Origin of the sequence: Actinoplanes sp. NPDC051513 (assembly GCF_044454685.1) — a bacterium.
GTDB lineage: Bacteria > Actinomycetota > Actinomycetes > Mycobacteriales > Micromonosporaceae > Actinoplanes.
This window is the reverse complement of record NZ_JBITDW010000002.1, coordinates 25,745-38,763: the sequence shown is the minus strand read 5'-3', so window position 1 is coordinate 38,763 and position 13,019 is coordinate 25,745. Positions and strand designations below refer to the sequence as shown.

11 protein-coding genes are annotated in these 13,019 nt (G+C 70.3%); 6 read left to right on the top strand and 5 right to left on the bottom strand.

The features are described from left to right. The first annotated feature begins 278 nt into the window (after window positions 1-278). Genes ACIA5D_RS05500 through ACIA5D_RS05485 form a run of 4 tightly spaced genes read left to right on the top strand, consistent with a single transcriptional unit; the run spans window position 279 to window position 4,215 of the window. A complete protein-coding gene (locus ACIA5D_RS05500; RefSeq protein WP_396028642.1) occupies window positions 279-1,208 on the top strand; it encodes an N-acetylmuramic acid 6-phosphate etherase in 930 nt (309 codons plus the stop codon). 18 nt (window positions 1,209-1,226) lie between these two features. Continuing rightward, window positions 1,227-2,495 (top strand): ABC transporter substrate-binding protein, encoded by a 1,269-nt coding sequence (locus ACIA5D_RS05495; RefSeq protein ID WP_396028641.1) that lies wholly within the window; start codon window positions 1,227-1,229, stop codon window positions 2,493-2,495. Next, complete coding sequence (locus tag ACIA5D_RS05490; RefSeq protein WP_396028640.1) at window positions 2,495-3,403, top strand: carbohydrate ABC transporter permease; 909 nt, start codon at window positions 2,495-2,497, stop codon at window positions 3,401-3,403. The genes ACIA5D_RS05495 and ACIA5D_RS05490 overlap by 1 nt, the downstream gene beginning before the upstream one ends. Next, window positions 3,400-4,215 carry a carbohydrate ABC transporter permease gene (locus ACIA5D_RS05485; RefSeq protein WP_396028639.1) on the top strand — a complete coding sequence of 272 codons (816 nt, stop codon included), beginning with the start codon at window positions 3,400-3,402 and terminating at the stop codon, window positions 4,213-4,215. The genes ACIA5D_RS05490 and ACIA5D_RS05485 overlap by 4 nt, the downstream gene beginning before the upstream one ends. Before the next feature lie 14 nt (window positions 4,216-4,229). Here ACIA5D_RS05485 and ACIA5D_RS05480 read toward each other — a convergent pair whose 3' ends face one another. Beyond that, complete coding sequence (locus tag ACIA5D_RS05480; protein WP_396028638.1) at window positions 4,230-4,856, bottom strand: GGDEF domain-containing protein; 627 nt, start codon at window positions 4,854-4,856, stop codon at window positions 4,230-4,232. A gap of 288 nt (window positions 4,857-5,144) precedes the next feature. On the opposite strand from ACIA5D_RS05480, the gene ACIA5D_RS05475 reads away from it, so the two are divergent. Next, window positions 5,145-5,351, top strand: coding sequence for a DUF397 domain-containing protein (locus ACIA5D_RS05475; protein WP_396028637.1), 207 nt, complete (start codon window positions 5,145-5,147; stop codon window positions 5,349-5,351). Here the strand turns inward: ACIA5D_RS05475 and ACIA5D_RS05470 are convergent, their stop codons facing one another. After that, window positions 5,352-6,134 (bottom strand): SAM-dependent methyltransferase, encoded by a 783-nt coding sequence (locus ACIA5D_RS05470; RefSeq protein ID WP_396028636.1) that lies wholly within the window; start codon window positions 6,132-6,134, stop codon window positions 5,352-5,354. 15 nt (window positions 6,135-6,149) lie between these two features. Beyond that, complete coding sequence (locus ACIA5D_RS05465) at window positions 6,150-6,971, bottom strand: helix-turn-helix domain-containing protein (protein ID WP_396028635.1); 822 nt, start codon at window positions 6,969-6,971, stop codon at window positions 6,150-6,152. Between the two features lie 177 nt (window positions 6,972-7,148). Here ACIA5D_RS05465 and ACIA5D_RS05460 point away from each other — a divergent pair, with 177 nt between their 5' ends. Then, complete coding sequence (locus tag ACIA5D_RS05460; protein WP_396028634.1) at window positions 7,149-9,350, top strand: putative bifunctional diguanylate cyclase/phosphodiesterase; 2,202 nt, start codon at window positions 7,149-7,151, stop codon at window positions 9,348-9,350. Here ACIA5D_RS05460 and ACIA5D_RS05455 read toward each other — a convergent pair. Together ACIA5D_RS05455 and ACIA5D_RS05450 are read right to left on the bottom strand one after the other, a co-directional pair. Then, complete coding sequence (locus ACIA5D_RS05455) at window positions 9,343-12,051, bottom strand: hypothetical protein (RefSeq protein WP_396028633.1); 2,709 nt, start codon at window positions 12,049-12,051, stop codon at window positions 9,343-9,345. The genes ACIA5D_RS05460 and ACIA5D_RS05455 overlap by 8 nt on opposite strands. 37 nt (window positions 12,052-12,088) lie before the next feature. Next, window positions 12,089-13,012 carry a carbohydrate ABC transporter permease gene (locus ACIA5D_RS05450; RefSeq protein WP_396028632.1) on the bottom strand — a complete coding sequence of 308 codons (924 nt, stop codon included), beginning with the start codon at window positions 13,010-13,012 and terminating at the stop codon, window positions 12,089-12,091. Window positions 13,013-13,019: the final 7 nt, after the last annotated feature.

Genomic DNA, 13,019 nt, shown 5'->3' with positions numbered 1-13,019 from the left:
CGGGGCGGGGGGTGGGGGGGGGGGGGGGGGGGGGGGGGGGGTGGGGGGGGGGGGGGGGCCCCGGGGGGGGGGGGGGGGGGGGGTGGCGGGGGGGGGGGCCCGGGGGGGGGGGGGGGGCGGCGCGGGGGGGGGGGGGGGCCCCCCCCCCGGGCGGGCCCCCCCCCCCCCCCGGGCCCCCGTAGCAAGCCCGGATGGGAGGTGAATCCGGAAGCTACCGCCCCGGCGGCATCGCCGGTAACTTATTGACGCATTGATGCGCATGGTGGAAAGTTTCTACCGTGCCGCAGACAGATCCCGCCGCCGCGCCGCCCTGGGTGGTCGCTCCCACCGAGGAGCGCAACCCCGACACGGTCGGCATCGACCTCGCCGCCACCCTCGACATGTTGCGCATGATCAACGACGAGGACGCCAAGGTCGCGGGGGCCGTCCGCGCCGCGCTGCCGGCCCTGGCCGAGGCGGTCGACCTGGCCGCCGAGGCGCTGCGCGGCGGACACCGCATCCACTACTTCGGCGCGGGCACGTCCGGCCGCATCGCGCTGATGGACGCGGCCGAGCTGATCCCGACCTACGGCACCGACCCGTCGCAGGTCGTCGCGCACCACGCCGGCGGCACCGAGGCGGTGGGCCGGCCGATCGAGAATCTCGAGGACGACGAGGCCGGCGGGGCCGCCGATGCCGCCGGGCTGCAGCCGGGAGATGTGGCGGTCGGCCTGACGGCGAGCGGGCGCACCCCGTACGTGATCGGCGCGCTGCGTGCGGCCCGGGCCCGCCAGGCCCGCACGATATTGATGTCGGCAAATCCCACGGCGAGCTTCGGCACCGAGGCCGACGTGCACGTCGGCGTCGCCACCGGGCCGGAGGTCATCGCCGGATCGACCCGGATGAAGGCCGGCACGGCCCAGAAGATGCTGCTGAACGCGTTCTCGACCGCGCTGATGGTGCGGACGGGCCACACGTTCTCGAACCTGATGGTCGCGGTCGGCGCCCGCAACACCAAGCTGCGCGGACGGGTCGTGCGGATCCTCGTCGAGGCGACCGGCCTCGATCCCCGCGTCTGCGCCGAGGCGGCCGAGCGGGCCGGCGGCGACGGCCGGGTCGCGCTGGTCTCGCTGCTGGCCGAGGTTTCCGTCGACGCCGCGCGGCACGCGCTGACCGAGTCGGGCGGTGCGGTGCGGCAGGCGCTGGTCGTCGCCGGGCGGACAAGTTGACTGCGAAGGGGCACAGTGATGAGAGCGCGCAACGGTTTCGCGGTTCTCGCGGTCGCGGCCATGATGGCCGCCACCGCCGCCTGTACCGCGACGGGATCCAGCGACAGCGACGGTGACGTCACCCTGTCGGTCTGGTCATGGCGGCCGGAGGACGCGGCCGTGTACAGGCAGATCTTCGCCAAGTTCCACGAGTCGCACCCGCACATCCGGGTGGACTTCAAGCCGTACAAGTCCACCGAGTACAACACCATCCTCTCCACCGGCCTGACCCAGGCCGGCGGCCCGGACGTCGCGCAGCTCCGCGCGTACGGCGGACCCCAGCCGTTGATCGAGGCCGGCAACCTCGTGCCGCTGGACGGAAAAGTGGCCGGGCTGACCAACTTCGAGACCGCGGCGCTCGACGGCATCCGCGGCAAGAAGGACGGCAAGGTCTACGGCGTGCCGCTGGAGATGTCGACGTTCCAGATCTACTACGACAAGGACATCTTCGCGAAGCACCAGCTCCAGCCGCCCACCACCTGGGATCAGATGATCTCGGCGGCCACGACCCTGCGGTCGGCCGGCGTCACCCCGTTCGCCGTGGCGGGCAAGGACACCTGGCTCCTGCCGCTCTACAACGAGACATTCGCGGCTACCCGCTACGGCGGGCCCGCCTTCGAGAAGAAGGTCCTCGCTGGGCAGGCGAAATTCACCGATCCCGAGTACGTCGCCGCCCTGGACGTGCTCAACCAGCTGAAGCCCTATTTCCCCAAGGACATGATGGGGCTCGGCGAGACCGACGTGCAGACGCTGTTCGCCACCGGCAAGGCCGCGATGATCCCCGAGGGCTCCTTCGCGCTCGGCCCGCTGAAGGCCATCAACCCGAAGCTCAACCTCGGCGTCTTCAACGCGCCACCGGCGCCGGGCGCGGTGGTCGGCAAGCCGCTGCAGGTCGGCTGGGTGGACGCCTCGTACGGGCTGAATGCCAAGTCCAGCCACCAGAAGGAGGCGCTCGAGCTGCTCGAGTGGATGTCCGGCCCCGAGTTCGGGCAGATGGTGGCCGACGACCTCAAGCAGGTGTCGCTGGTCAAGGGCGTGCAGGCGAGCGATCCGCTGCTCGGTCAGATGGTGCAGGCGTACCAGAAGGACCCGACGCCGTACCTGATGCTTGTCGACTTCCGCTACGGCACGCCGCTCGGCAGCGACCTGCAGGCGGCCGGGCTGCAGAAGATGCTGCTCGGCCGGCAGACCGCGGCGCAGGTCGCCGCCGACATCCAGAGCGGCGTCGCCCAGTGGTTCAAACCCTGATGAAGTGGCGCCTGGCGTTCTGGTTCCTGCTGCCGGCCTTCCTGCTCTACACCGTCTTCACGGTGTACCCGCTGGTGTCGGCGCTCGCCAACAGCTTCTGGCGATGGCAGGGCACGGCCCGGGGCGGGTTCGCCGGCGCGGACAACTTCACCAGCCTGTTCACCACGTTCCCGCTGAACCAGCAGCTGTGGCCGGCCTTCTGGCACACCATGGCGTTCTTCGCCGGCACCATGGTCGTCCAGAACACCTTCGGCCTGCTGGTCGCGGTGCTGCTCGTCGAGCTGCCGGCGGCGCGGCGGTTCCTGCGGACGGTCTACACGGTGCCGTACCTGATCGGCGGCCTGGTCGTCGGGTACCTGTGGAGCCTGTTGCTGAGCCCGGCCTTCGGCCCGGTCAACGCCGGGCTGGAAGCGGCCGGGCTCGGCTCGCTGGCCCGGCCCTGGCTGGGTGACCCGGCGACCGCGCTGCCGGTGGTGATCCTGGTCAACGCGTGGCAGTACGTCGGCTTCCCGATCCTGCTGTTCGGAGCGGCGCTGGCCGGCCTGCCGCCCGAGTACGGCGAGGCCGCCCGGGTGGACGGGGCGAACGCCTGGCAGCGGTTCCGCAAGGTGACGCTGCCGCTGCTGCTGCCGGCGATCGGCGTGGTCTCGATCCTCACGTTCATCGGCTCGATGAACACCTTCGAGCTCGTGTACTCCCTGTCGGGCGCCCAGGGCAACCAGCCCACCGGGCCCGGCGGCGCCACCGACGTGCTCGGGCTCATCTTCTACCGGGTCGCCTTCCAGGAGGGCGGCTCCAACGCCATCGGCCAGTCGTCGGCGCTCGCTGTGCTGCTGTTCCTGTTCACCTTCGGCATCGCCGTGGTGGCCAACCGGATCGTCCGCCGGCGCGAGGCAACGCTGACATGAGAGCGTGGCGCTACGCCGGATATCTCATGCTGTGGGCGTACGCGGCGGTTGCCCTCGCCCCGCTGATCGTCATGGTGCTCGACTCGCTGCGCCCCAACGCCGAGGTGCTGTCCCGCCCCCTCGCCCTGCCCACCTCCCTGGATTTCGGCAGCTATGCGACCGCCTGGACGCAGGCGTCGTTCTCCACGTACGTGCGCAACTCCGTCCTGGTCACGGTGGGCGCGGTGGCGCTGGACGTGCTCGTCTCGCTGCCCGCCTCGTACGTGCTGGGCCGTTATCGCTTCCGGGGCAGCGGCGTGCTCATCGCGTACTTCCTGGCCGGCCTGATGCTGCCGATCCGGCTGGGCATTCTGCCGATCTTCTATCTGCTCGGGAGCATGGGCATGGTGGACTCCCGGCTGGGGCTGACGCTCGTGTACGCGGCCGGCGGCGTTCCCTTCTCGGTCTTCATCATGTCGGCGTTCTTCCGCGGCCTGCCTCGCGAGCTGGAGGAAGCGGCGCGGATCGACGGCGCGGGCGAGTTTCGCGTGTTCGCGCGCATCATGGTGCCGCTGGTCAAGCCGGCCATCGCGACGGTGGTGGTGTTCCGGTTCGTGCCTTTGTGGAACGACTTCTTCTTCCCGCTGGTGCTGCTGCGCACGACCGACCGGTACACGCTGCCGGTCGGTCTCACCCAGTTCTTCGGCGAGTTCCAGACGAACTGGTCGGCGCTGTTCGCGGGCCTGGTCATCGCCACGGTGCCGCTGGTGGTCCTGTTCCTGGTGGCCACCAAGCAGATCGTGGAGGGCCTGACCGCCGGCATGAGCCGGTGACGCGAAGCGGCGGACTACCGCTGGTCGAAGGTGATGTACGAGCAGTAGCGGTTGGCCTTGGCGTGGTACATCGCCACGTCGGCGCGGCGGATCAGCTCGGCCATGGTCGGCGGCTCGCGGCTGCCCGTGGTGACGCCGATCGACGCCGTGACGGCGAGCCGGTTGCCGCCGATGCTCATGGGCTGGGCCAGTGCCTCCGAGATCTCGCTGACCAGCGTCGGCCAGTCATGGCGGGTGCCGACGAGGGACGACTCGGTGATGATCGCCGCGAACTCGTCGCCGCCGAGGCGGACCGCCAGATCGTCGACCAGGCAGCCGGACAGCCGCCGCCCGACCGTGCACAGCACCTCGTCGCCGACGGCGTGACCGTAGCGGTCGTTGACCGGTTTGAAGCCATTGAGATCGAGCACGAGTACGGCGTACCGCGTGGCCTTGCGAAGCATCGACGGGCCGACGGTGTTGAGCAGCCGGCGGTTGGCCAGGCCGGTGAGGTCGTCGTGGTGGATGGCCCACCACAGGGCGGCGCGCTCGGATTCCAGCCGGGCGACCTGCGCCCGCAGTCGCGCCAACTCGGCATCGGCGGCCCGTTCGCCGTCCGGCGCCGCCGCCGCGAGGCGGTCAGCGTGACTGAGGATATCCATTGACGCCCCCTCCGACCGCAGTGGACGGCCACCGGCTCACCCGGTGGAGATGGTCATCATCCCCTGTCAAACTTCCACCGTGCAAGATTTCACAGTGCAGAAGTTCAGACCTCGCTCGCTGAACTCCTTTGCGATCACCTACGCTCAGTGCGCAAGATTTCATGAAGAAAGAAAGAGGGAACGCGGGGGTTAGCATTCGCGCCCTATATCCGAATATGGCAGCGATCGACACGCCGATCCAACTACGAAGAGTGACGGTCGTGTTGTCATTGACGAAGGAGCAGTGCTATGCACGGCGACATTGAGTGGATCATGTCGAGCAGGTCAACCGGCAACGGCGGCAGCTGTGTCGAGGTACGGCGTCACGCCGGTCTCATCGAGGTTCGCAACAGCAAGCGGCCCGACGTGAGCACCGTGCACTTCACCGTCGAGGAGTGGGATTCGTTTCTCGACGGCGCGAAGAAGGGCGAATTCGACGGGCTGTTGTCCGGCTGATCAGGGCTTGCGGCCGACACCGGCCCAGATACCGCCCAGGCGGGCGTTCTCGACCCGCTCGATGACCGCGCCGGGACGCCATTCCTGGGCCCAGACCACCCCGGGATCGAGCAGATCGAGCCCGGTGAACAAGCGCTCGACCTCCTCACGAGTCCGGACCGTGCCGGGGGTCGAGGTCCGCCGCTGGTAGACGTCCTCGGTCGCGGTGAACAGCGCGAAGCTCTCGGTGGCGCTGTGCGAGATGACGAACTGGCTGCCCGGGGCGACGGACTCGGCCAGCTTGGCCACCGCCGCGTCGGCCGTCGGATGGTCGGGGACGAAGTGCAGCACGGCGGCCAGGATCACGCCGATCGGCCGGTCGAAGTCGAGCAACCGGCGGACGTCGGGGTGGTCGAGGACGGCCTTCGGCTGTTGAACGTCGCCGCGCACCGCCACCGCCAGGCCGTCGCCGTCCAGAATCTCCATGCTCTCGGCCACCGCCACCGGGTCGATGTCGACGTAGGCGACCCGCGTGTCCGGATGAATGCGCCGGGCGATCGCATGCACGTTGTCGACGGTCGGAATTCCGGAACCGATGTCGAGGAACTGGGAGATGCCGGACTCGGACAGGTGCCGGACCGCATTCACGACGAACGCGCGGTTGGCCCGGGCGGCCTCGGGGATGAACGGGAACCGCTCGATGACGGCGTCGGCGGCTTCGCGGTCGGCGGGGAAATTGTGCACGCCGCCGAGGTAGTAGTCGTACATCCGCGCCGCGGTCGCGGCCTTGCGGGAGTCACTCATGTCTGCCCCTGCCTCTCAGCGAAAATCCGCGATCGGCACGGAGGCCGCGGTGATCAGGTCGAAGATGCGCCGGTACTCCTGCACCTCTTCCGGCTCCTCCAGATACAGCGCGCCCACGTGGGATTCCAGGTAGACCACGTCGGGATCCTCGGGGTCCTCGAAGTCCATGATCCGGAAGGCTCCGGCCATGGCGGCGTGCGCGCCGGCCGACCACGGCAGCACCCGGATCTCGACGTGCTTCTGCCGCGCGACCTCGCGCAGGTGCTCGACCTGCCCGGCGAGCACCTCGGCGCCGCCCACCTGCCGGGTCAGCACCCCCTGCCCGAGCACGGTGACCAGGCACGGCTTGGGAAACCGGGCCGCCATCGCGGCCTGGCGCTGCAACCGCAGCTTCACGTGCCGGTCGGTCGCGTCGCCTTCCACGGACTGCTCGGCGCCGTAGATGGCGCGGGCGTACTGCTCGGTCTGCAGCTCACCGGGGACGACCTCGCCCTCGTACGTGCGGATGGCGCTTGCGCTTGCTTCCAGCCCGACATAGAGCTTGAACCAGTCCGGGATCGCCGGATTCGCGTCCCACCACTCCTCCTGGGACGTGCCCAGCGCGAGGTCGGACAGCGCGTTGGCCACGCTCTCGTCCACCCCGTACAGCCAGCACAACGCGCGCACGTTCGCGACCGTGACCGGAACCTTGCCGGTCTCGATGCGATGCAGGGTCGGTTCGGAGATGCCGAGTTTGGCCTCCGCGACCTCACGTCTGCTCTTGCCGGTCGCCGCCCGTAATCGGGTCAGCCTGCGCCCCAGGGCCCGACGCACGACTCGCTGACCGGTGACCGGCACGCTCTCTCCTCGGTACCGCGGCCGCGAGACCGGGCGGGCAATGTGGCCCACACCATATCGCCGAGATCCGCGGGACCGAAAGTGCACACGCGAACACGGTAAGAGATGAGGGGCGCGGCGCCTCAAGTCACGGCCCCGGCGGCCGATCAAGGCGCCGTGATAGGTCGCCAACGGCAGGTGATAGCGCTGGTCGTGCTGTGCCTCACGATCGGGCTGCCAGTCATTGCTCTGTCCGGCGGCCCGGCCGCCTCGTACACGCAGCTGGGCAGCAGCGCCCTCGCCTGCGTGGCCGCCGTCCTCTGCGGCGCCGCGGCCCGGCGCGCCGCCGGCAGCGTCCGCGGCGGCTGGGCCCTGATCGCCGCCGGCTGCCTGAGCTGGGGCGTGGGCAACTTCTACTGGTCGTGGAACGAGCTGGCCGTGCACGCCGAGGTGCTGTTCCCCTCGGTCGCCGACGCCGGCTACCTGTTGTTCCCGCTGCTCGGGGCGGCCGGCCTCTGGATGATCTCGGGCTGGTCCTCCCGGCTCACCGTGCTGCTCGACGGCATGATCGCCGGCAGCGCGCTGTTCGTGGTGGGCTGGGCGCTCACCGTACGGTCGGTCTGGCAGGCCGGCGCCGACTCGCCGTTCGCGTTCGTGGTGTCGATGGCCTATCCGATCGGCGACATCGTGCTGGCCACCATCGCGGTGCTGCTGGCCGCCCGGACCCGCCGCGGCGGACGCGGCATCGTCCTGCTGCTGATCCTGGGCCTGGCCGGCATGACGACCTCGGACATGCTGTTCGCACTGGACACGTCGGCCGGCACGTACTACTCCGGGCAGCCCTCGGACGCCGGCTGGTTCATCGCGTTCGCGGCGTGCGGAGCGGCCGGCTGGCTGGCATCACGGCGGCCCATGGTGCTGAACGACACCGGTCTGGCCACCCGGCGGCAGATCATGCTCCCGTACGTGCCGTTCGGGCTGGCCGTCGCCGTGGCCGCCGGCCAGACACTGGCCGGGGCGGGGATCGGCGTGGACACCGCCGAGGCGGTGCCGCTGCTGGCCGGAATGGTGATGATCCTGCTGCGGCAGCAATCGACGCTGCTGCACAACTCGACGCTCGGGAGCCGCTTGCGGCATCAGGCGTACCACGATCCGCTCACCGGGCTCGGCAACCGCGCCTTGTACACCGAACGGCTGGAGAGCGCGCTGGCCGCGGGCAGGCCGGTCGCGATCGTCTACCTGGACCTCGACGACTTCAAGATGATCAACGATTCGCTCGGGCACGACGCCGGCGACAGCGTGCTGCGTACGGTCGGCGACCGGCTGCGGGCCTGCTTCGCCGAGCCGGACACCGTCGCCCGGCTCGGCGGCGACGAGTTCGCGGTGCTCACCGGGCGAATCGACGGGCTGCCGGAGCGGACGCAGAAGCTGCTGGCCGGCTTGCACGAGCCGTTGTTGGCCGGCGGGCGCACGGTGCAGATCAGCGCCAGCGCCGGCATCGCGATCGCGGACGGCCCGACACCGGCGGAGGACCTCCGCAAGAACGTCGACCTGGCGATGTACGCCGCCAAGGAGCAGGGCAAGAACACGTACGCGTTGTTCGAGCCGGCCATGCGGCAGGGCTTCGACCGCGAGCTGATGTTCCGCGGCGAGCTGCGCCAGGCGGTGGCGGACGAGGCGCTGCACGTCGTGTTCCAGCCCATCGCCGGGCTCGGCGATCGCCGGGTGGCCGGGGTGGAGGCGCTGGCCCGCTGGAGCCACCCGCAACTCGGACCGGTGCCGCCGGAGGTGTTCATCCCGGTAGCCGAGCGGGCCTCGCTGATCGGCGAGCTGGGGATGCTGGTGCTGCGGCGGGCACTGGCGGAGTTCGCGGCCTGGCCGGGCGCACCCGGCACGTACCTGTCGGTGAACGTCTCACCGCTGCAGTTGCTCGACCCGCAGTTCCCCGGCCAGGTGGCCGCCGCGCTGGCCGAGGCCGGGCTGCCGCCGCGGCAGCTGGTCCTCGAGGTGACCGAGAACGTCCTGGCCGACGAGTCCGAGGTGATCGGCACGCTGACGCGGCTGCGCGCCGGCGGCGTCCGGGTGGCGATCGACGACTTCGGGACCGGCTATGCGTCGCTGCGCTACCTGCACCGGTTCCCGGCCGACATCGTCAAGATCGATCGCACGTACGTGCACGAGATCGCCCGCGACCCGGCGGCCAAGCGGATCCTCGGCACGCTGTGGCAGCTGTTCGACGCGGTCGGCCTGACGGCGGTGGCCGAGGGCATCGAGGACGAGGCCCAGACGGCGATGCTGATCGAACTGGGCTGCTCGCTCGGCCAGGGCTACCACCTCGGCCGGCCGGGTCCGCTGGCCGCGACGCTCCCGGACCCGGCCACCGTCGGACCGGTCAGGTGATCCGGTCGCCGACCAGGGCCAGGCACTGGATCGCGGCCAGGCCGTACAGCGCGGTGGTGTTGGTGGACACCCAGACGGCGGCGTCGGTGGGGTTGAGGGTCGTGTTCACCCGCCGGCTCGTCCACGGCAGGTTCGGCGCGTAGCCGTCGCCGGTGGCGAAGTCCTGCCAGGCACGGGCGGCCAGGCCCGCGTCGTTCAGCCGGACGGCGGCGTACGCGGTGAGCCGGGCGTGCCCCTGCTTCAGGATGAGGTTGCCGAAGTCGGCGCCGCACTCGGCGGCCTGTTCCGCCTTGGTGGCGTTGAACAGGCGGCAGTACTGCAGCCAGGCCGCCTCGAACGCGGGCATGCCGACCAGGTCGATGACCTCGGCGCAGATCTCCACCTGCCCGAACATGGCGCTCAGGTGCGAGACGCTGACCGTCTTGGCGGTCACCGGCGCGAACCGGCCGGTGTCCAGGTCGTACAGGCCGCTGCCGGTGACGAAGCCGTTCGGCATGGCCCCGATCGTCTCCATCGTGCCGAGCAGCTTCGACCGCGCCAGGTCGGCCTTGGGTCCCCGTCGTTCCCACTCGGCCAGCCAGGCGGCGGCCAGGCCGCTCCAGTCGGTGCCCAGGCCGATCGACAACGCGTGCGGATCCGGCGTGTACGGCTCGGTGCGGATCTTGCGAATCGGGTCGAGCACCAGGAACGTACGGTCGGAGTCGACGAGCTCGGTCAGCAGGTCGCCGGTCCGCTCGTCGGCGGTCAGGTAGTAGTACATCCGCCGGTAGACGGCGGTGCTGATCCGCTGCTGCTTGGCGCTGTCGGCCCAGTGCTGCACGCCGTGCCGGGTGCCGAGGCCGGCCCACTGCCCGAGGTGGTAGACGTCGACCTCGCCGGTGTGCCGGGTCATCGCCTCGGCGAAGCGGAAGATGTCGGCGCGGCCGGAGCGCAGGAACGCGTACCACAGCCACAGATCCGGGGAGAGCTCGGAGTTGTCCCAGGCGTAGCCGCCGACGTCGTACCGCCAGACCAGCCGGTCCTCGTCGAACGTGTGCATGATGTCGCCGTAGTTCCAGAACCCGTACCAGTGCCGCTGTTCGACCTGCTTCTGGTAGAAGGCGAACAGGAAGTCGAGGTGGTCCTCGATGACGGCCTTGACCGGGTGGCCGCGGTCGACGGGGGCGAACAGCCCGCCGAACACCCGGGTGGACACGAGGTGCGCGACCGGGTTGATCAGCTGAGGCGGGGTACGGACCTGGCCGGCCATCGCGCCGAGCCGGTCGGCCGACGGGGTCGCGGCCAGGGCCCACAGGGTGAGCTCGCTGGTGCGGGAGATGCCGTACGGGGTGCCGAAGGCCGGCTCGTAGTCCTCGTACGTGATGTTGAGGCCCTCGAGCTGCTCGGCGTACGTGTCCTGGCCCATGCCGTCGTGGTAGAAGCGCATGTCCATCGGGCCGGCTGCCGGCGACCAGAGCCAGACGGTGACCTCGGCCTTCTCGGTGTGCGCGCCGCGGATGTCGAGCTGGGTGGGGTGCCGTTGCCAGAAGTCGCGCAGCCCGAACGCGAGGCCGCCGGTCACGCCGCCGACGTAGCCGAGGCCCGAGGCGCGCCGGCCCTGGTCGACGGCGACCCAGCCGTACCCCGGTTTGGTTCGTTTTTGCAGGGTGAAGCCGTCGGAGGAGAGCTGGCTGAGCGTGTAGTCGCCCCATTCGGGGATGTACTGCAGCCGGGTGGTGACCCGCTGGTCCCATGTGGACGGATCGGCCAGCTTGGCGCCGGCGACCTGCGCGGCGCGGACGGCGGGGCCGGGATCGCGCCGCAGGCCGGTGATGCCCTTGACCGCCTCGGCCAGCAGGCCGTTCCCCTCCCCCACGAACCGGATGTGCCGGTCGTAGGCCGCGTCGCGCATCGGCACCGTGAACCGCACGCCCAGCCCGGCGATGTAGTCCCGCGAGCCGTCACGGTCGTGGACGAACGTGTGCATCATGCGGACGCTCTCGGCGCCGGCGAAGAAGATGAGCCGTACGGTGAACGGCAGCCAGTTGCGGCCGTGCTTGCCTTCGATGCGGACGACCGCGCGGACCGGCCCGCGCTGTTCCACGGTTACCGCGCGGATCTCGCTCTCCCATCGCTTGCGCGGGGCGGCCTTCTCCTCGTCCTCCTCGATCCGCTCCTGGCGCAGGCCCACCAGGATCCCTTCCCGGGCGATCTCGGTGTTGCCGCGCCACAGACGGCTGATGAGCGCGCGGCCGCGCTTGGGGATCCGGGCCCGGATCACGCCGGTGTCGACGTCGATGTGGTCGCGGCGATCGGCGACCGTGATCGCGGTGGCCGGCTCCGCGGAGACGCCGGCGGACAGGGTGTAGGCGTCGGCGGGTATTTCGGGGGCCACGGCGTGCGCGCTCCACTTCAGCGTCCCGTCCGGCCAGTACGCGAGCGGCCAGCTCTGCAGCGGCACGGCGGCGCCGTCCGGGGTGGTGAGCTGGAAGGTCTGGCCGGCCGGGACGGCGCCCTTGGGCCAGGGTGTGCCCCAGGTCGAGGTGGCGGCCGCGCCGGGCTTGCCTTCCAGCCAGGTCAGCGTCACGTCGGGCACGGCAGCCTCCAGGTCGAGGGCCGCTGACCGAGCGGTCGGTAAGGCGGCGGCGGGCGGGGCGGATAAAGCGGACACGGGGATGGCGGCCGCGCCGGCGAGGACCTGGCGGCGGCTGATCGGGCTCACGACGGTGACCTCCGGTGGGGTGGGCGGGCCGGCGCTGTCACTCCTTCACCGACCCGATGAGGACGCCCTTGGCGAAGTGCTTCTGCAGGAACGGGTAGAACAGCAGGATCGGGACCGTCGCGATCACGATGATCGCGAACTTCACGCCCTGCTCGGGGAACGCGTAGCCCTGCAGCGCCTCCAGCGCGTTGGCCGAGTCGGCCTCCGGCGCGGTGAGCTGGCGGACCAGGATCTGTAACGTCCACTTGCGACTGTCCGAGATGTACAGCAGCGGCGACATGTAGTCGTTCCAGATGGCTACCGCGTAGAACAGCGAGAACGTCGCGATGATCGGCTTGGACAGCGGCAGCACGATCCGCCGGAAGACCTGCAGGTCGTTGGCGCCGTCGATCCGCGCGGCCTCCTCGAGCGATTCGGGCAGCGCCTGGAAGAACGTCTTCACGATGATCAGGTAGAACGGGTTGATGGCCAGCGGCAGCACGAGCGCCCAGTAGCTGTCGAGCAGCCCGAGGTCGCGCACCACCAGGTAGGTGGGGATCATGCCGCCGCTGAACACCAGCGTGAAGATGACCAGGTTGAGGGCCAGGGTCCGGCCGGGCAGGTAGCTCTTCGACAACGGGTACGCCATCGTGAGCGTGAGCAGCACCTGGATCGCGGTACCGATCGCGGTCACCACGACGGTGGTGAGCAGCGCGCGGACGAACGTGTCGGTGCCGAAGATGTAGTCGTACGTGGTGGTCACGAACTTCTGCGGCCACAGGAAGAAGTGGCGCGACGCGATCTCCGACTCGCTCGCGAACGACCCGGCCAGCACGTACAGCAGCGGCAGCACCGTGACCGCCCCGAGCCCGAGCAGGAACACCGCGTTCAGCACGTCGAAGAGCTTGCTGCCCCTCGAGTCGTGGTGGCGGACGGGGTTGCCCCGGCGGATCTTCTCGCCGAGCGCTTCGTCGATGGCCATGGGTTCC